Origin of the sequence: Bradyrhizobium sp. USDA 4541, from assembly GCF_024171085.1 — a bacterium.
Taxonomy (GTDB): domain Bacteria; phylum Pseudomonadota; class Alphaproteobacteria; order Rhizobiales; family Xanthobacteraceae; genus Bradyrhizobium; species Bradyrhizobium australafricanum.
In genome coordinates this window covers 80,579-98,610 of record NZ_JALJZF010000001.1, presented here as the reverse complement: position 1 = coordinate 98,610, position 18,032 = coordinate 80,579, and the positions used below count along the sequence as shown (strand labels likewise).

Sequence of the window (18,032 nt, the reverse complement as noted above, 5' to 3'; positions counted from 1 at the left end):
GATTGCTTCGTCGATCGCCGTCACCCGCCTCACACCTCGAGCCATTCCTCGCGAACGGCGGCATTGCTCTTGAGCTGGTCGGGGGTGCCTTCGAACACCACGCGGCCGTGGCCCATGATGTAGACCCGGTTCGAGATCTTCATCGCGATCGACAGCTTCTGCTCGACGAGGAGAATCGCAACGCCGGCTTTCGCGATCCGCGCGATCAGCTCGCCGACCTGCTGCACGATCAGCGGCGCCAGGCCTTCGGTCGGCTCGTCGATCATCATCAATTCGGGGTCGCCGAGCAGCGTGCGGCAGGTGGTCAGCATCTGCTTCTCGCCGCCTGACAGCACGCCCGCCGGCGTGTCGGCGCGCGCGGCGAGGTTCGGGAACATGTCGAGCATCTCCTGCAGCCGCCACTTGCCGGGGCGGCGCGGGTCCTTGATGCCGAGGATCAGGTTCTGGCGAACCGTCAGGCTCGGGAAGATGTCGCGATGCTCCGGCACATAGCCGAGCCCGAGGCGTGCGATCTTGTGGCTCGGCAGGCCCGCGATATCCTGGCCCTTGAAGCGGATGGTGCCCTGCGGCGGCACCTCGCCCATGATCGCCTTGACGGTGGTGGAGCGGCCGACGCCGTTGCGCCCCAATAGGCTGACGACCTCGCCGGCCGCGATGTCGAGATCGACGCCCTGCAGGATGTGGCTCTTGCCGTAATAGGCGTGAAGATTCCTGACCTCGAGCATCAGTCGACCTCCTCGCCGAGATAGGCTTCCTTGACCTTCGGGTTGCCGCGGATCTCCTCCGGCGTGCCGGAGGCGATGATGTGGCCGTAGACCAAGACCGAGATGCGGTCGGCGAGGCCGAACACCACGCTCATGTCGTGCTCGACGATCACGAGCGTGCGCCCCTCGGTGAGGCGGCGGATCAGCGCGACGGCGCGCTCGGTCTCGGCGTGGCTCATGCCCGCGGTCGGTTCGTCCAGCATGATGACGCTGGCGCCGCCCGCGATCGTGATGCCGATCTCGAGCTCGCGCTGCTCGGCATAGGTCAAGAGGCCCGCCGGCACGTCGCGGCGGTGGCTGAGATGGATGTCGTCGAGGATCTGCGCGGTGCGCTGCTTCACCTCGGGCAGATTGTCGACGTTCTTCCAGAACGCGTAGCGGTGGCCAGTCGCCCACAGCACGGCGCAGCGGACGTTCTCCCACACCGTCATGCGGGCGAACACGTTGGTGACCTGGAACGAGCGCGACAGCCCGCGCCGGTTGATCTCGAAGGGCCGCAAGCCCGAGGTCACCTCGCCGTTGAGGCGGATCTCGCCGGAGGTCGGCTTGATGTGGCCGCTGATCAGGCTGAACGTCGTCGACTTGCCGGCGCCGTTGGGGCCGATGATGGCGTGACGTTCGCCCTTGGCGACGCTCAGGTTGAGATCGCGGATGATGGCGACATTGCCGAAGCTCTTCTCGACGGCGTTGACTTGGATGGCAGCGGTCATGCGAGATACCCCCGGTCACGGGCCACCGTCGCGGCGCGGTCCCAGGCTTCCGCAACGCGCCGCCAGGTGATGCGCGCGACCAGGAAGCCGCCGACGAGCAGGACCGCCGCGGCCGCCCAGGTCGTCGGCGCCGTGGCGACGAAGGGAACGCCGAGCAGGTTGATCACATCGCCGCCCGAGAAGCGCGCAACGGTTTCGATGGTCAGGATGATGCCGAGCGCCAGCGCCAGCGTCGGGATCGTCGCGACCAGATAGGACGGGATCACGGTGCCGAGGGTTCCGGCGCGGATCAGCGGGCGGTGCTTCATCAGGATGCCGGCGATGCCGCCGGGTGCGAACATCACGATGCCGATGAAGATGATGCCGAAATAGAGCTGCCAGACCGAGGTGACGCTGGTCAGCCCGAGCTGCAGATAGGTCACCAGGATGGCGCCGAGGATCGGACCGAAGAAATAGGCGGTGCCGCCGATGAACGCGGAGAACAGCACGAGGCCCGACTGCGTCGCGCCGAGATAGGCCGAGTTGGCGATCTCGAAATTGATCGCGGCGAGTCCGCCGGCGATGCCGGCGAAGAAGCCGGCGAACATGTAGGCGAGATAGCGCACCACATGCGGATCGTAGCCGATGAACTCGACGCGCTCCGGATTGTCGCGCACCGCGTTGCAGATCCGCCCGAGCGGCGTGCGGGTCAGCGCATACATCGCGATCGCCGACACCATCACCCAGAACGCGATCAGGTAATAGACCTGGATCTGCGGCCCGAAGGTCCAGCCGAACATCGGCATCAGCGAGGTGCGGTCGGTGGTGATGCCGGATTCGCCGCCGAACACGCTACGCAGGATCAGCGACGACGAGGCGACCAGCTCGCCGATGCCAAGCGAGATCATCGCGAACACGGTGCCGGCGCGCTTGGTCATCACCCAGCCGACGAGGAGGGCGAACGCCATGCCGCCGATGCCGCCGACTAGCGGGATCACCGGCAGCGGGATCGGCCAGTTGTGGCTCGCGACCGCGTTCATGACATGCACGGCGAGGAAACCGCCGAGGCCGTACTGCACCGCGTGTCCGAACGACAGCAGCCCGGTCTGGCCGAGCAGGATGTTGTAGGACAGCGCAAAGATGATCGCGATGCCGATCAGGCTGAAGGAGGTCAGCGAGCCGCCGGTGCCGAACACCAGCGGCAGCACGACCAGCGCGACCGCGGCGAGCAGCCAGACACCATAGAAGCTCAAGGCGCTGCCGGGCTCCTGCTTGGCCGCAGCGATGGAGGGCGTGGAAGCGTTGCTCATGACTCGCGCGTTCCCAATAGGCCCATGGGGCGGAAGATCAGGACCAGCACCAGCAGCACATAAGGCAGGATCGGCGCGATCTGCGCGATCGTGACGTTCCAGATGTCCGTGAGCGGCGAGGGGCCGAGGCTCGGATCGAGCGGGCCGAACACGCTGGCGAGCGAGCCGTTCAAAGCAACTGCAAAGGTCTGGATCAAGCCGATCAGGAGCGAAGCGATGAAGGCGCCGGGCAGCGAGCCGAGGCCGCCGAACACGATGACGACGAACAGGATCGGGCCGAGCAGCGCGGCCATGTCGGACTGCGTCACCAGCGAGGGACCGGCGATGACGCCGGCGAGACCCGCAAGGGCACTGCCGACGCCGAACACCAGCATGAACACGCGTCCGACATTGTGGCCGAGATGGCCGACCATGCTCGGATGGGTCAGCGCGGCCTGCACGATCAGGCCGACGCGCGTCTTCTTCAAGGTGACCAGCAGCGCGATGAAGATCACGACCGAGATCACCAGCATGAAGATCTTGTAGGCGGGGTAATTGGTGGAGAACACGGTGAAGGCCGGGAAGTCGAGCGCCGCCGGGACGCGGTAGTCGACCGGGCTCTTGCCCCAGATCATCGAGACGATCTCTTCGATCGCGAAGGCTAAACCAAAGGTCAGCAGCAGTTCGGCGACATGGCCGTGCTTGTGGGTGTTGCGCAGACCGTAGCGCTCGACCGCCATGCCGACCGCGCCGACTAGCAGCGGCGCCAGCACCAGGGCTGGCCAGAATCCGATCCAGCGGGTGAGCTGAAAGCCGAAGAACGCGCCGAGCATGTAGAAGCTGGCATGCGCGAAGTTCAGCACGCCCATCATGCTGAAGATGACGGTGAGCCCGCTGGACAACAGGAACAGCAGCATGCCGAACAGGACGCCGTTGAGCGTCGAGATGACGATCAGCTCAGCCACGGCGCACTCGCTTGAGACTGGAACGGTTCACGTGATCAAAGACCTGTCGAAGGAAAGGAGCTTACCCGTCATTCCGGGGCGCGCGCGTCAGCGGGCGAACCCGGAATCTCGAGATTCCGGGTCTGGTGCTTGCGCACCATCCCGGAATGACTGATGCGGCCGATCAGGGCCGCTTCATGTTGCAGGTGGTCGGAAGCATCGTCTGCGCGGTGTCGATCTTGGACACGATGCGCCAGCCCCAGCCGGTGTTTTCCTCGTCGAACGGCTCCTTGGTCTTGTCGGCCAGCGCGCCGAACGAGGAGATGTAGATCGGCTGGAAGAACTGGTGGTCGTCCTTGCGGATGAAGCCCTCGCCGCCGTCGAACACTTCGAACTTCATGCCTTCGAGTGCGGCCGCGACCTTCACCGGATCGATCGAATTGGCCTTCTCGGCGGCCGCCTTGAACATCCGCATCTCGTTGACCGCGCGCGGATACCAGACGGAAATGCCGGTCTTGGCGCGGAAGTCCTTCTCGAAATCCATCGCCGCCTTGTTGCCGGAGTTCGGGACGCCTTCGCTGATCTGGAACACCTGGCCCTCGAGGCCGGCCTGCTTGACTGCGGTCGGTCCGCCGGCGCCGCCGGCATAATAGGTGTACCAGTTGACCTTGAGGCCGGCGTCAGCCGCCGCCTTCAGCAGCAGCGCGAAGTCCTGGCCCCAGTTGCCGGTCACGACGGTGTCGGCGCCGGACGCCTTGATCTTGGCGATGTAGGGCGAGAAGTCGGTGACTTTGAGCATCGGGTGCAGTTCGTCGCCGACGACCTGGATATCCGGCCGCTTTTCGCCCAGCATCTTGCGCGCCGTGGTGCGCACCGACTGGCCGAACGAATAGTCCATGTTGATCAGGTAGACCTTCTTGATGGACGGCTGGCCCTTCATGTAGTTGGTCAGCGCTTCCATCTTGATGTCCGAGTTCGCATCCCAGCGGAAGTGCCAGTAGCTGCACTTCTCGTTGGTCATCGCCGGATCGACCGCGGCGTAGTTGAAGTAGAGCACTTCCTTGCCGGGGTTGCGCGAATTGTGCTTGGTGACGAAGTCTTCCAGCGCCGCGCCGACCGACGAGCCGTTGCCCTGGGTGATGTAGTGGACGCCGGCGTCGACCGCCTTCTGCGCCTGCACCAGGCTTTCCTGCGGATTGGTCTTGTTGTCGAGTGGGACGATCTCGACCTTGTGGCCGAGGATGCCGCCCTTGGCGTTCAACTCGTCGGCGAGATACTGAAACGTCTTCAGGCCGCCTTCGCCAACGCTGGCGCCGCCGCCGGAGAGCGGATCGATATAGCCGATCTTGATGGATTCCTGCGCGGACGCCGCGCCTCCCAACACCGTCAGCGCTGCCGCGGCGGCAACGATCAGCCTATGCATTCTGCGTTCTCCCTTGCTCGTGTTTCTTGATCTTTAGCGATCGAGGCCGTCTCATAACCCCAATCGCCGAGCCTTCGCAACTTTCGCTTTGAATACTGCGTCAAGTTTTAGCAGAAGGTATCATGATGTTATAGGCCATATGTCGCCGGAATCGGGCGCAGTTTTGAATTACAGGTAAACTTTTGGATGGGGCTCACGCTTATTCTCGGTTCCGAACCGGCGTCGTCCGTCTCCAAAACCTCCCCTTGAAAAGGGGAGGTCGCTTCGCTCGTTAGAGCGAAGCGGGTGGGGATCGGCTGTCTCCACTTGGAGCGTCGCCTGCGGCTGACCCCCATCCCGACCTTCCCCCTTTCAGGGGGAAGGGGAAACCGGGATCGCTACCGTGGCGGATCTAGCCTGGATGTCGGCGCGGCTTGAGGCCCGCGAGGAACAGCCGCGCGAAATGATCGGCGATCTCGGCTGGAGACCAGTCACGCCTGGTCTTGAACCAGATCGGATACCAGTGGCCCATTCCGGTGAGAATGCGCTCCGCGAAATAGGTATCGATGCGGCGGAAACGGCCCTCGTCGACCCAGCGCTGATAGCTGTTCTGGTCTTGTCGGATCGTCGCCAGCACGTCTCCGACATAGGCTTTTCGGTCTGCGTCGTTGAGATAGTTGATGTTGTGGTAGGTCGCCTTTGGGCCGCAGGGCGTGTCGTGCAGCATCAACAGCAGGCGAATTCGCTGAACGATGTGATCGAATGCTCCAAGGCTGTGCTCTTGCAGATGCTCGCGAATGCTGACCTCGCCGGCGAGCCCGCGTCGCAGGCAGGCCAGCAGCAGGCTCTCTTTTTCACTGAAGTGATAGTAGATGCCGGCGCGCGTCATGCCCGCATCCACGGCGATGCTCTCGAGCGACGTGCCCGAGGCGCCCCTTCGGTTGAAACTGTCGGAAGCAATCGACAGCATCCTGTCGAACTTGGCGGCCCGCTTGTTCAACGCTGCGCGAGCCTCGAGAAAAGGGGCGAGGCTGAGCGGCTCGGGCATTTTGGGGAGCGCGATCTCGCGCCGGTAGACGCCATGCGTGATGATGTCGTCGATGGCATCGATCGCCTGTTGCCGCGTGTAGTAGTCGCGTTCGGACAGCCAGAACGGAACCCAGTCGAGGATGGAGATCAGCGCCACCGCCGTGAGCAGCGGCTCGTCGCAGGCGATCGAGCCGTCCGCCACGCCCCGATCGAGGATGTCCGCCAGCAGCGCGGCGTTCTGCCAGCGCTTGGCATGGACCTCGCTGCTGTAGGGCGCGGCCAGCGCATCGATATCGCTGAACAGGATCATGCGCTGGCCTTCGGGCCTCAGCCTGCCGCGCACGAAGCGCCTGATGATCTCGAGCCCGTCGATGCCGGGCTCGGCGGCCGCCTCGATCTCGTGGCGATAGATCGCAAGGCCGCGCAGATAGCAGTGGAAGATCAGATCTTCCTTGTCGCGGAAATAGTGATACAGCGCGCCCGGCACGGCCTGCACCGATGCTGCGACCTGCTCCATCGTCACGTTGGCATAGGAGTGGCGGGCAAACAGCCGGGAAGCTGAGACGAGGATTTCTTCAGCCCGATCCGTCGGGTCGGCGGCGACTTGCAAGCTCGAATGCCCTTCTTAACCGCGGAACGAAAGTCCGCACGCGAGATAATCCCCTTGGCAGCCGCTTGTCGATCTGCGATAGACGGTGGCATACCATACACCAGCGGTCTTGATTGTCTGGTGATTTGGCGACCGTCGGCCCGTGGATGCGGGACGGCCAATATCGACCGGGCATCGGTTCGGCAGCAGCTTCGGACAGGATTTTGGAGAGCAAGCCTTTCGCGAGAAGGGCTATTGGAGAGAGCATGGCGCGCAACATTCTGATTTTGGGAGCTTCCTACGGCTCCCTGCTGGGAACCAAGCTGTTGATGGCGGGTCACAACGTGTCCCTGGTGTGCCGGAAGAACACCGCCGACCTGATCAACCGCGAAGGCACCGAGGTGCGGATCAAGCTGCGCGACGAGAAGGAGCACCGCTCGATCTTCTCGCGCGATCTGCCGGGCAAGCTCGACGCCGTCACGCCTGCCGATGTCGACGTCTCGCGCTACGACATGGTCGGCCTTGCGATGCAGGAGCCGCAATACACCAATCACACGGTTCGCGTGCTGATGATCAAGATCGCGGCGGCGAAGCTGCCCTGCCTGTCGATCATGAACATGCCGCCGTTGCCGTATCTGAAGCGGATCCCCGCACTCGCCGGCATGGACCTCGAGGAGGCCTACACCAACGCGCAGGTGTGGGAGCGCTTCGAGCCGGGCCTCGTCACGCTGTGTTCGCCCGATCCGCAGGCCTTCCGTCCGCCGGAGGAGAAGGCCAATGTGCTGCATGTCGGCCTGCCGACCAACTTCAAGGCCTCCGCCTTCGCCGACGACAAGCACAACAAGGTGCTGCGCGAGCTCGAAGCCGACATCGACGCGGTGACGCTCGACGGCCAGGACGTTCCGGTGAAGCTGAAGGTGTTCGATTCGCTGTTCGTGCCGCTGGCGAAGTGGTCGATGCTGCTGACCGGCAACTATCGCTGCATCACGCCGACTGAGCCGCAATCGATCCGCGATGCTGTGCATGGCGACCTGACGCGCTCGCAGGCGATCTATGACCACGTCGACGGCATCGCGCGCAAGCTCGGCGCCGACCCCGCGGACCAGGTGCCGTTCGCGAAATACGCCAAGGCCGCGGAAAGCCTGCTCAAGCCGTCATCGGCGGCCCGCGCGGTCGCCGCCGGCGCGCCCTTCATCGAGCGCGTCGACCTGCTGGTGAAGCTGATCTCGCATCAGCTCGGCACGCCGAGCGCCGAGATCGACCGCACGGTCGAGACCGTCGATCAGAAGCTGAACGAGAAGATCGTGCAGGGCGGCTCCGGCGCGGAGTAACCGAATGCGTTGATGGCGGGGGCAGGAACGCCCTCGCCATGCATCGGCGATCTGCAATGCACGCAATCGCGGTTGCCGGACGCATGGCTCGACCTGTCCAGATGAGGTAGACTCGCTCAGCTGCGGTTGGGAGCAACGGACATGCCGAGCAAATCGCTTCCTCTCCTTGCAATCTACGGCGACCTCGATCGCGCACGCGACATCATGCGTGCCTGGCAGCCGCTCGATCACCTCTCCCCCGAAGACGCCGAGATCGTCGTGAAGGCGATCGCCGAGGGCATCGCGCGCGGGCGCCGGCACGGGATCGAGATGGGACAGTGTCATCAGGCGGCGTAAAGCCGCTAGCCCTCATGTGTCACGGCAAGGATCGTCACCGAACGCGTCTGCTGGCTCGGCGTCTGAAAATCGATCGTCTGGCCGACCGACAATCCGATCAGCGCGGCACCGACCGGCGTCAGCACCGAGATGCGCCGCAGCGCGATGTCGGCTTCGTGCGGATAGACGAGCACGACCTCCCTGACGTCGCCGGTCTCGTCGTCGCGGTAGCGCACAAGCGAGCCCATGCGGACCACGTCATGCAAGCGATCGGCATCGTCGGCGACCAGCTGGGCGCGGTCCGTCTCGCGTGCGAGGAACTGGGCGACGCGGGGAAACACCGCCATGCTGGAATCGGCCAGCGCGCTGAGGCGATGCGCCTCGCTCGCGGTGATCACGATCGGCGGCAATGCCGGGGCGGTAAAGCTGTTCTGAATGGTTCGGGTCATGTGGGTTGATCTTTGCGGTTGATCGGAGGCGCACGAGCGCCGGCGCGCGGACATCTCGCGACGCGACGGACTGAAATGATTTGGTGACGTAGAGGAATCCGGACGGCGCGCGATCGCCGGCCGGCTAATTGCCTGCGTGCAGACGTCCGGCGCGCAATTCGCGGCGCGCAATACGGGTGTCGATGCGGAGCGTGTCGATCATGGCATTATCAACATAGCCGCTGGCGACGTCGCATCCATTGCGGCGAAAGCGCGCACATCGCCGCGTGGAACGAGACGCCATCGCCGCAAGCAGAGCGTCAGGGCTGTCCGATGCCGGACAGGCCGAGCACCGCGCCGGCGGCGAGCGCGACAAGCGGATGGATGCGCGTCGTGGTGGTGGCGATCGCGACGCCAGTCGCGATCAGGATGGTGCCCCAGCTCGAGGCCGATGCGTGGGTGATGACGATGGCGCTGGCCGTGACGAGCCCGGCGGTGACCGGAACCAGCCCCGCCTGCACGGTGCGGCGCCAGGGCCGGTCCTTGAAGCGTTCCCAGAGCCGCAGCGCGAAGCCTGTCACCAGCGACGACGGCCCGAACTTGGCGAGCGATGTCACCAGCACGCCGGAGAAGCCCGCGACATGCCAGCCGACCAGCGGCACCACCATCATGTTCGGCCCGGGTGCTGCCTGCGCCAGCGCGAACAGCGCGCCGAATTCCTGCGCCGTCATCCAGTGATGGACGTCGACCACCTGACGCTGCATCTCCGGCAGGATGGTGTTGCCGCCGCCGAAGGCGAGCAACGACAGCTCGGCGAAGATCAGCGCGAGCGTGACGAGGGTTGCGCTCATGACGCCTGCCTCGACCGGAGAACAATGCTGAGCGGCGCGAGCGTCAGCAGGGTCGGCAGCAGCGGCAAGCGGAACACGGCGATCGCCAGCACGCACAGCGCGCCGATGAAGAGGCCGAGCACATCGCGCCGCAGCGGCCAGGCGATCTTGATCGCGGTGGAAATCAGCAACCCGGCTGCTGCGGCGGCGAGGCCACCGAATAGATGACGGACGACCGGGTCGTCGGCGAAGCGGCCATAGATCACACCAAGGCCGATCACGACCGCGGTCGGCACCGCGATCAGGCCGAGGATCGCTGCGAATGCGCCGGGAATGCCGCGAAACTTCAGCCCGACCGCGACCGACATGTTGATGATGTTGCCGCCGGGCAGGAACTGGCACAGCCCGAGCAGGTCGGTGAACTCCGCGCCGGTGAGCCAGCCGCGCTTCTCCACCATCATGTGGCGCGCCAGCGGCAGCACGCCGCCGAAGCCGGTCAGTCCGAGGATGAAGAAGCCCGTGAACAACTCGCCGACGTCAGGTGCGTGATGCTTAGTGGTTTGCGCGGCGGGGATGGCGTCCATCGGCGGGGCGGCTCCGGTTCGATTTGTTGTTGAGCCGACTCTAGTTGGCCGCGTGCCAAATATCCAATATATGGATATGCGAATTTGCATATCTATTGCATATGGATTGCCCTGATGATCGAACTGCGCCATCTCCGCTATGCCGTCGCGGTCGCCGAGGAAGGCCATATCACTCGCGCCGCCGCGCGGCTCGGCATTCAGCAGCCGCCGCTGAGCCAGCAGATCCGCGCCCTGGAAGTCGCGATCGGCGCCCCGCTGTTTCGCCGGCAGCCGCGCGGGGTCGAGCTGACCGCGGCCGGCCGTGCCTTCGTCGGCAAGGCGCGCGCGATCCTGCGCGACGCCGACCTCGCGGTTGAAGCCGCGCGCCGCGCGAGCCGCGGCCAGGAGGGCCAGCTTGCGATCGGCTTCACCTCTTCGGCCGCCTTCCATCCTTTCGTCACCGGCGTGATGCGCGAAATGCGCGAGCGCGCGCCGGCGATCACGCTGTCGCTCGAGGAGGCCTCGACCGGCGAGCTGATCGCGGCCGTCGAGGCCGATCGGCTCGATGCCGCATTCGTGCGTGCGCCAGGCGAGCGGCTGGAGAACCTCACGATCACGCATCTGCTCGACGAGGAGATGGTGGTCGCATTGCCGGACCATCATCCGCGCGCCCGCAAGGACACCAGCCGGCGGACTTCGCTGGCCTCGCTCGCCGACGAGCCGCTGATCCTCTACCGCCGTCCGACCGGGCCCGGCCTCTATGACAGCATCATTGCGGCCTGTCGCGCCGCGGGCTTCAGCCCGAAGGTGGCGCAGGAGGCGACGCGGATGGTGTCGACGCTCAGCCTGGTCGCGGCGGGGCTCGGCATTTCGATCGTGCCGGAATCGATGGCGCGGCTCGAGACCGCCGGCGTGTCCTATCTCCGCCTCGACCGCGCCACCGGCCTCGTCGCGCCGCTCGCGCTGGCGCGCAAGAAGGGCCCCGCCGCCGGCACGCTTGGCCGTCTGCTCGGGATCGTGACGCGACGGGTGAAGGACCGTGCCGGCGGCTAGTGGAGTCTGCGCGACGAGGCTGAACGTCGCCGCTGCCGCTGGTGGCGCGGAATGTGGGGAGTTTGGCGAACGCGCATATCCGGGCGCGGTTAGACAGCTCCATCAAACTCGATTGCCGGCGCACGGATCGCAACAGCCTGGTTGCGACCGGAGGCTTCGGGTTCAATCAACACCGCGAAAGGCATTTCCAATGGCGCGTTTTCCTGTCCATACGCTCGAGTCTGCCCCCGAAGCCTCGAGGTCTACTTTGCGCGAGGTCGAGGCGCGGTTTGGCATGATCCCGAACCTTGCGGCGGCGATGGCGACCTCGCCCGTGCTGATCCAGAGCTTCATCGGCATCTTCGACAAGGTTCACGGCGGCAGCTTCACCGAGCAGCAGATCCAGACCGTGCTGCTCACCGACGCGGTGACCAATGGCTGCGCCTGGGCGGTCGCGCTGCATTCCGCGCTCGGCTTGCAGGCTGGGCTCGATCCGGCCGATGTCGACGCGATGCGTGCCGGCCGCTCGCCTGCCGACAAGACGCTCGGCGCGCTCTCGACGCTGGCGCGGTCGCTGATCGAAAAGCGTGGGCGGCTCGACGACGAGGAGATCGAACGATTCCTGGCAGCCGGGTTCTACAAGGATCTCGTGCTTGAGGTGATCACCATCGTGGCGGCGTCGACCATCACCAACTACACCGGCAGCGTCACCAATCCGCCGCTGGAGGCGGCGTTGCAGGAATATGCCTGGAACGGCTGAGACGGTCTCGCCTAGCGTCAATCATTGCACGTCGACCGCGCGGCCGGCCGTGCACGTCAGAGCGCAAACCTGGCGCGATAGTCCTGCGGCGTGGTCGACAGCAGGCGCAGGAAGCTGCGCCGCATCGTTTCCTCCGACCCGAAGCCGCAGCGCTGTGAGATGCGCTTGATCGGCAGGCGCGTTTCCGAGAGCAGATGCCGCGCGCCCTCGACCCGGAGCCGCTCGATTGCGCGTGCCGGCGTCAAGCCGGTCGCTTCGGCGTAATGGCGGCTGAAGCTGCGCTCGCTCATGCCGGCCTGTTTCGCCAGCGTCGACAGCGAGAGGTCGCCGGCCAGATGGTTGCTGATCCAGTCGTGCAGCGCGCTGAACCTGTCGTCGGTGGCTTGCAGCGACAGGATTTCGCTGAATTGCGCCTGTCCGCCCGGCCGCTTGAAGAACACCACGAGATAGCGGGCGACGGCAAGCGCCGCCGTGCGGCCGAGATCCTCCTCCAGCAGCGCCAGCGCCAGATCGATGCCGGAGGTGACGCCGGCCGACGTCCAGAACGAACCGTCGCGCACGAAGATCGGATCGGGCTCGACGCGGACATCGGGAAAACGCTCGGCGAGCTCTGCGCAAAATCCCCAATGGGTCGCGGCACGCCGGCCATCGAGCACGCCCGATGCGGCGAGCAGGAACGCGCCGGTGCAGACCGATGCGGTGCGGCGCGCCTGCCCGGCGCGCTCGCGTACCCAGTCCACCAGGACGGGATCGGCCGTCGCGGCGTTGACGCCGTCGCCGCCCGGAATCACCAGCGTGTCGACCGCGGTGTCGATGGCGGGCAGCGGATGCACCGCGAGCCCGACGCCGGCGGATGACTCAACGTTCGGGCCATCCTTTGCAACGACGCGGACTTCATATGGCTCGGCGTTGCCAGCCTTGGCCGCCAGCGCATTGGCGGACGCGAACACCTGCAATGGCCCGGTGACGTCGAGCAATTGCACAGCCGGATATGCCAGCACTTCGATCGAGCGGCGGCGGTTTGGCGAAAAACGTGGGCTGGTTGGCGTCATCGCCGAAACCTGCCGCGCTAGATTCGCTTTGTCCATAGCGCAAGGAAAGTTCGAGGGAAGTTCGATGATTGCTCACGATGTTCATCTCCGGATCGGTTCGCTGCTGTTCGAAGGCGTCGATCAAATCGATTTGACCGGGCCGTTCGAGGTGCTGTCGCGGATTCCGAATTCGACCTACCGCATCTACGGCAAGACCGCCGATCCCGTCCGCGACATCAAGGGATTGCGGCTGACACCGGATGCGACGCTGGCCGATGCGCCGCCGCTCGACGTGCTGCATGTGCCGGGCGGCTTTGGTCAGCAAGCCCTGATGGAGGACACGGAGGTGCTCGGCTGGATCAACCGGCAGGCGGCGGGGGCATGCCGTATCTTCTCGGTTTGCACGGGCGCGCTGATCTGCGGAGCGGCCGGCCTGCTGAAGGGACGCAGGGCGACGACGCATTGGGCGTCGTTTCATCTGCTGCCGTTGTTCGGCGCTACGCCCGTGAACCAGCGCGTGGTGGTGGACGGAAGCTTCGTCTTTGCCGCCGGAGTCACGGCAGGCATCGATGGCGCATTGCGGCTCGCGGCTGAACTGCGCGGCGACGATGCCGCGCGCGCGATCCAGCTCTATATGGTGTATGCGCCGGAGCCGCCGTTCGACAGCGGCACGCCGGAGACCGCGCCACCCGAAATCCTGCAGCAGTCGCGCCAGGCCGTGCGCGCGATCACGGAGCAGCGGGAAGAGACTGCGCGCCGTGTCGCGGCGAGGCTGGGCGTCGCCGTGCAGGGAGATTGAGTGGGGCTAATTTCCCGGCTCGAAGCTGCAGTCGGCGCCGCCGCCGGCCTTGTCGTTGATCACTTTCGGATCGAGCGTGCAGGACAGTTTCGACAGCGTCTCGTAGATCGTGCCGGCGGCGCCGTCGGGCGGCACGCCGGCGAGCGCTTCGGTGGCGAAGATCGCGTTGGCTTCGCTGCCCTTCACGGTGTGGGTGTTGCCGCCGAAGGTCAGCGCGCAGGAACGCGAGGTGATGTCGACATTGCTGGCGCGGCAGACCACCTTGTCGGCGGTGACGATGATCTTGCTGGCATAGGAGACATTGCTGTCGCCGTTGAAGAATGCGGCGACCGCCTTCTTCTCCTTGGCCGGCAGCGGCAAGTAGGGCGCCACCACGCCGGCGAGCGCCAGCGCGACCGAGCCGGAGGTGGTCGCAGGCGCGGCCCAGGCGGCCGACGAGGCCAGCGACATTGAACATGCGAGGATCGTCAGTCGGCCCAGTCTCATTCCCGTCTCCCGGTGCCCGCGCTTTCCGCGGCGCGGAATCGCTAGCATGTCGCGTGACTTCAAGGGGTGACGCCATTCACACGCGATCCCGCAACTTCGCGTGAGGCGCGGATGCGCACAGGGCAGGGCGGCCCCGCGTGGACCCGCTTGCACGATCGCGCCATCGGCGTCACAGTCCGATCCGTGGCAGCGATGCCGCCAACAACGACGACAAGAAGATCAATCCGGGGAACGCCATGGCGGCCACGCGCATCGACTGCGACATCCATCCCGCGGTGGGGGGAACGCGCACCACGCTGCTGCCCTATCTGAGTGATCACTGGAAGGAACAGGTCGTCAGCCGTGCCATCGACGGGCTCGACCTCAATTCCTATCCGCCGTCGATGCCGCTATCCGGCCGCGCCGACTGGCGGCCGGCGGACGGCAGCAAGCCCGGCAGCGATCTTGCCATGGTGCAGCGCGGCGCATTCGACCAGCTCGGCGCCAGCCACGCGATCTGCAATGTCGTCTATGGCGCGCAGGCGGTGTTCGATTCCTACATGGCCGCGGACTTCTGCAGGGCGATCAACGACTGGATCGCGGCCGAATGGCTTGCCAAGGACACGCGGCTGCGCGCCTCGATCGTGGTGCCGATCCAGGCGCCGGACCTTGCGGTCGAGGAGATCGAGCGCAGGGCCGGCGACAATCGCTTCGTTTCGGTGCTGGTGCCCTCGCAGGGCGAGACGCTGCTCGGGCGGCGGCATTACTGGCCGATCTATCAGGCCGCGGAGAAATACAAGCTGCCGATCGCGATCCACGCCGGCAGTGCCTACCGGGGCGCGCCGAGCTCGATCGGCTGGCCGTCCTACCGCTACGAATATTATCTCGCCGAGGCGCAGGCGTTCCAGGCGCAGGCGTTGAGCCTGATCTATGAGGGCGTGTTCGGGAAGTATCCCGGATTGACCGTCGTGCTGATGGAGTCGGGCGTCAGCTGGCTGCCGGCGTTCATGTGGCGCGCCAACAAGACCTGGCGCGGCGTGCGCGTCGAGGTGCCGTGGGTGGAGCGCGAGCCCGCCGCGATCATCCGCGACCATTTCCGCGTCACCATGCAGCCGTTCGACGCGCCGCTGGATGCTACAAGCGTTGCCGACATCATCGATCAGATCGGCTCCGACAAGATGTTCCTGTTCGCATCAGACTATCCGCACTGGCAGTTCGACGGTGACGATCCGATCCCGCCGCATCTGCCGAAAAGCCTCGTCCAGCGGATGTGCGAAGACAACCCGATTGAAACGTTCCCGCGTTTGAAGCTGAATTCGTAATTCGCGCGCATGATCCGGAAAAGTGGGAACCGGTTTTCCGACAAGAACATGCGCAAACAAGAAGGAGGATCGCATGAGTGACGTCATCGACCGCCCGATGCTCGACCAGGAGAAGACCGCGGCGACGCGGCTGAAGATCATCGACTGCGACATCCATCCGAGCCTTCACGCGCACAGCGACCTCAACGAGTTCCTGCCGAAACGCTGGCAGCAGCATCTGAAGGAATATGGCAGTCATCTGCGCACGCCCTATATCGGCACCACGCCGTATCCGCGCTCCTCGCCGCTGATCGCGCGGCGCGATGCCTGGCCGCCGACCGGCGGCGTGCCCGGCTCCGACCTCGATTTCATGCGCAAGCAGCATCTCGATCCCTTCGACGTCGAGTTCGGGATCCTGCAGGTGCTCGATCTCTTCATCTTCTCGCAGCAGAATCTGGAATTCGGCGCCGCGATCCAGCGCGCCATCAACGACTGGCAACTGGCGTTCTGGGCGCATCGCGATCCGCGCCTGAAGGCCTCGATCCTGGTCGGGCAGGATGGCTCCGACCTCGGCCTCGCCGAGATCGAGCGCTGCGCCAAATCAGGCGAATACATCCAGATCAACGTCTCGCCGCGTGCCAACGAGCCGCTCGGCCGCCGCCGCTACTGGCCGATCTATGAACGCGCGCAAGAGCTCGATCTGCCGCTCGGCATCCATGTCGGCGGCTATGGCGGGCATGCTCCGACCGGCGGCGGCTGGCCGTCCTATTATTGCGAGGAGCATCAGTCGAACGCGCACACGGTGGCCTCGAACCTCACCAGCCTGGTGCTGGAAGGTGTTCCCGAGCGCTTCCCGAAACTGAAGATCGTGTTCATCGAAGGTGGCTTCGGCTGGATTCCCGCGACGATGTGGCGGATGGATCAGCACTTCGAACGCTTCCGCAGCGAGGTGCCGCATCTGAAGCGCCGGCCGAGCGAATATGTGAAGGAGCATTTCTGGTTCACGACCCAGCCGATCGACGAACCGGATGAAGCCAGGCACCTGCGGCAGCTGATCGAATGGGTCGGCATCGACCGGCTGTTGTTCTCGTCGGACTATCCGCATTGGGACTATGACGACGCGCGCTACGCCTTCAAGACGCCGCTGACGGACGCCGAGCGTCGCAAGATCTTCAATGCCAACGCCCGCGCGGTTTACAAATTCTAGGACACAGATGACCCGTCACATCGTCGCGCGCACCAGTGAGATTCCGGCCGGCGGCAACAAGGTGTTCGGCATCGAGGGCCGCGACATCGTCGTGTTCCATGTCAATGGCGAGTTCTTCGCGCTGCTCAATCGCTGCCCGCATGAAGGCGCGCCGCTGGAGAAGGCGGCCTGCGTCGCGCGCCTGACCTCGCCGGAGCCCGGCATCTATCAGCGCGACCGGGTCGGCGAGATGCTGCGCTGTCCGTGGCACGGCTGGGAATTCGACATGCGCAACGGGCAGTCCTGGTTCGATCCGAAGCGGTTCAGGATCCGCTCCTATCCGGTCGCGGTCGAAAGCGGCGCCGAGTTGCAGAAGGGGCCGTATGTCGCCGAGACTTTCCCGGTGCACATCGAAGACAGTTACGTGATCGTTGAGGTCTAGCCGGCGCGTTGGCGCAGGTCACGCGACCGTGCGCGTCGCCGCGGACCTCGTCATGCCCCGGATAAGCCCGGCCATGAAGGATATTGCAGTTTTTGCAATAATGAAGTGCCGTCGACGGCAATTATAATGACCGCTGCAATGGGCCACCTTGAGGTCGCGGTCGGGAATGAACCCGTCCACCACATCAGGAACGGCATATGAAGCTCTATCACTTCGCTCTCTCCGGCCACGCGCATCGCGCGCGCCTGTTTTTGTCCCTGCTGGAAATTCCGCACGAACTGGTCGACGTCGACCTCAAGTCCGCCGCGCAGAAGCGGCCGGAATATCTCGCGCTCAACCCGTTCGGCCAGGTGCCGGTGCTCGACGATGACGGCGTAATCATCCCGGACTCCAACGCGATCCTGGTCTATCTCGCGACCAAGCTCGGCCGCACCGATTGGCTGCCGCAGGATGCAAGGGGCGCTGCCGCGGTCCAGCGCTGGCTGTCGGTTGCTGCCGGCGATCTTGCGTTTGGGCCCGCTGCGGCGCGGCTCATCACCGTGTTCGGCGCGAAGCACAATCCGGACGACGTGATCGCGCGGGCGCATGCTCTGCTGAAGCGGCTCGAAGCCCATCTCGCCGGGCGCGACTGGCTGGTCGGCGCGGCGCCGACGATCGCAGACGTTGCGCTCTACAGCTATCTGTCCAGCGCGCCCGAAGGCAATGTCGATCTCTCCGCCTATGCGCGCGTCAACGCGTGGCTGCGCCGGATCGAGGCGCTGCCGGGCTTCGTCGCCTTCGCCAAGACCCCAGTCGGTCTGGCGGCCGCGTGACCTGCTGACCGGGCGTGCCGTCGGGCGCGCC

The 18,032-nt window shown here is 65.3% G+C and carries 20 protein-coding genes; 9 read left to right on the top strand and 11 right to left on the bottom strand.

Annotated features, from left to right (window positions below; translation table 11 throughout):
• Positions 1-29: 29 nt before the first annotated feature.
• From J2R80_RS00460 to J2R80_RS00435, 6 genes are all read right to left on the bottom strand, one after another.
• Positions 30-725 carry an ABC transporter ATP-binding protein gene (locus J2R80_RS00460; protein ID WP_050385202.1) on the bottom strand — a complete coding sequence of 232 codons (696 nt, stop codon included), beginning with the start codon at positions 723-725 and terminating at the stop codon, positions 30-32.
• Positions 725-1,474: an ABC transporter ATP-binding protein gene (locus J2R80_RS00455; protein ID WP_253588149.1), complete on the bottom strand. Its 750-nt coding sequence runs from the start codon at positions 1,472-1,474 to the stop codon at positions 725-727. Before J2R80_RS00455 ends, J2R80_RS00460 begins: the two co-directional genes overlap by 1 nt.
• Positions 1,471-2,763, bottom strand: a complete 1,293-nt coding sequence (locus J2R80_RS00450; protein ID WP_225162903.1) for a branched-chain amino acid ABC transporter permease — start codon at positions 2,761-2,763, stop codon at positions 1,471-1,473. The genes J2R80_RS00455 and J2R80_RS00450 overlap by 4 nt, the downstream gene beginning before the upstream one ends.
• Complete coding sequence (locus J2R80_RS00445; RefSeq protein ID WP_016847025.1) at positions 2,760-3,707, bottom strand: branched-chain amino acid ABC transporter permease; 948 nt, start codon at positions 3,705-3,707, stop codon at positions 2,760-2,762. Before J2R80_RS00445 ends, J2R80_RS00450 begins: the two co-directional genes overlap by 4 nt.
• Before the next feature lie 163 nt (positions 3,708-3,870).
• The gene (locus J2R80_RS00440; protein WP_057017914.1) at positions 3,871-5,109 is read right to left on the bottom strand and encodes a branched-chain amino acid ABC transporter substrate-binding protein; all 1,239 of its coding nucleotides are present in this window, start codon (positions 5,107-5,109) and stop codon (positions 3,871-3,873) included.
• Positions 5,110-5,500: 391 nt separating this feature from the next.
• Positions 5,501-6,727 carry a TetR/AcrR family transcriptional regulator gene (locus tag J2R80_RS00435; RefSeq protein ID WP_076827656.1) on the bottom strand — a complete coding sequence of 409 codons (1,227 nt, stop codon included), beginning with the start codon at positions 6,725-6,727 and terminating at the stop codon, positions 5,501-5,503.
• A gap of 245 nt (positions 6,728-6,972) precedes the next feature.
• On the opposite strand from J2R80_RS00435, the gene J2R80_RS00430 reads away from it, so the two are divergent.
• Both J2R80_RS00430 and J2R80_RS00425 read left to right on the top strand, forming a co-directional pair.
• On the top strand, positions 6,973-8,037 hold the full coding sequence (locus J2R80_RS00430) for a ketopantoate reductase family protein (RefSeq protein ID WP_028332920.1): 1,065 nt from the start codon (positions 6,973-6,975) through the stop codon (positions 8,035-8,037).
• A gap of 141 nt (positions 8,038-8,178) precedes the next feature.
• The gene (locus J2R80_RS00425) at positions 8,179-8,373 is read left to right on the top strand and encodes a hypothetical protein (protein ID WP_076827654.1); all 195 of its coding nucleotides are present in this window, start codon (positions 8,179-8,181) and stop codon (positions 8,371-8,373) included.
• A 5-nt stretch (positions 8,374-8,378) separates the two neighbouring features.
• Here J2R80_RS00425 and rnk read toward each other — a convergent pair whose 3' ends face one another.
• The 3 genes from rnk to J2R80_RS00410 all read right to left on the bottom strand — a co-directional run bounded on the left by rnk (position 8,379) and on the right by J2R80_RS00410 (position 10,326).
• Positions 8,379-8,801: a nucleoside diphosphate kinase regulator gene (gene rnk, locus J2R80_RS00420; protein WP_076827652.1), complete on the bottom strand. Its 423-nt coding sequence runs from the start codon at positions 8,799-8,801 to the stop codon at positions 8,379-8,381.
• A gap of 299 nt (positions 8,802-9,100) precedes the next feature.
• The gene (locus J2R80_RS00415; protein WP_076827650.1) at positions 9,101-9,631 is read right to left on the bottom strand and encodes a chromate transporter; all 531 of its coding nucleotides are present in this window, start codon (positions 9,629-9,631) and stop codon (positions 9,101-9,103) included.
• A complete protein-coding gene (locus tag J2R80_RS00410) occupies positions 9,628-10,326 on the bottom strand; it encodes a chromate transporter (protein WP_253637897.1) in 699 nt (232 codons plus the stop codon). The genes J2R80_RS00415 and J2R80_RS00410 overlap by 4 nt, the downstream gene beginning before the upstream one ends.
• Between J2R80_RS00410 and J2R80_RS00405 the strand changes: the two genes are divergently transcribed.
• Both J2R80_RS00405 and J2R80_RS00400 read left to right on the top strand, forming a co-directional pair.
• Entirely contained in the window at positions 10,309-11,226 is a 918-nt protein-coding gene (locus tag J2R80_RS00405; protein WP_253588147.1) for a LysR family transcriptional regulator, read from the top strand. The two genes, J2R80_RS00410 and J2R80_RS00405, sit on opposite strands and share 18 nt — an antisense overlap.
• A gap of 190 nt (positions 11,227-11,416) precedes the next feature.
• Positions 11,417-11,965: a carboxymuconolactone decarboxylase family protein gene (locus J2R80_RS00400; protein WP_253588146.1), complete on the top strand. Its 549-nt coding sequence runs from the start codon at positions 11,417-11,419 to the stop codon at positions 11,963-11,965.
• 56 nt (positions 11,966-12,021) lie between these two features.
• Here the strand turns inward: J2R80_RS00400 and J2R80_RS00395 are convergent, their stop codons facing one another.
• The gene (locus tag J2R80_RS00395) at positions 12,022-13,017 is read right to left on the bottom strand and encodes a GlxA family transcriptional regulator (protein ID WP_076827769.1); all 996 of its coding nucleotides are present in this window, start codon (positions 13,015-13,017) and stop codon (positions 12,022-12,024) included.
• Positions 13,018-13,081: 64 nt separating this feature from the next.
• On the opposite strand from J2R80_RS00395, the gene J2R80_RS00390 reads away from it, so the two are divergent.
• A complete protein-coding gene (locus J2R80_RS00390; protein WP_057017904.1) occupies positions 13,082-13,795 on the top strand; it encodes a DJ-1/PfpI family protein in 714 nt (237 codons plus the stop codon).
• A 6-nt stretch (positions 13,796-13,801) separates the two neighbouring features.
• On the opposite strand, the gene J2R80_RS00385 is transcribed toward J2R80_RS00390, so the two are convergent.
• The gene (locus J2R80_RS00385; RefSeq protein WP_076827643.1) at positions 13,802-14,281 is read right to left on the bottom strand and encodes a hypothetical protein; all 480 of its coding nucleotides are present in this window, start codon (positions 14,279-14,281) and stop codon (positions 13,802-13,804) included.
• A gap of 236 nt (positions 14,282-14,517) precedes the next feature.
• On the opposite strand from J2R80_RS00385, the gene J2R80_RS00380 reads away from it, so the two are divergent.
• The 4 genes from J2R80_RS00380 to J2R80_RS00365 all read left to right on the top strand — a co-directional run bounded on the left by J2R80_RS00380 (position 14,518) and on the right by J2R80_RS00365 (position 18,001).
• Positions 14,518-15,582 (top strand): amidohydrolase family protein, encoded by a 1,065-nt coding sequence (locus tag J2R80_RS00380; protein ID WP_076827767.1) that lies wholly within the window; start codon positions 14,518-14,520, stop codon positions 15,580-15,582.
• A 73-nt stretch (positions 15,583-15,655) separates the two neighbouring features.
• Positions 15,656-16,768 carry an amidohydrolase family protein gene (locus tag J2R80_RS00375; protein ID WP_092089441.1) on the top strand — a complete coding sequence of 371 codons (1,113 nt, stop codon included), beginning with the start codon at positions 15,656-15,658 and terminating at the stop codon, positions 16,766-16,768.
• Positions 16,769-16,775: 7 nt separating this feature from the next.
• Positions 16,776-17,189: a Rieske (2Fe-2S) protein gene (locus tag J2R80_RS00370; protein WP_057017901.1), complete on the top strand. Its 414-nt coding sequence runs from the start codon at positions 16,776-16,778 to the stop codon at positions 17,187-17,189.
• A 197-nt stretch (positions 17,190-17,386) separates the two neighbouring features.
• Positions 17,387-18,001, top strand: a complete 615-nt coding sequence (locus J2R80_RS00365) for a glutathione S-transferase family protein (RefSeq protein ID WP_057017900.1) — start codon at positions 17,387-17,389, stop codon at positions 17,999-18,001.
• Positions 18,002-18,032 lie beyond the last annotated feature (31 nt).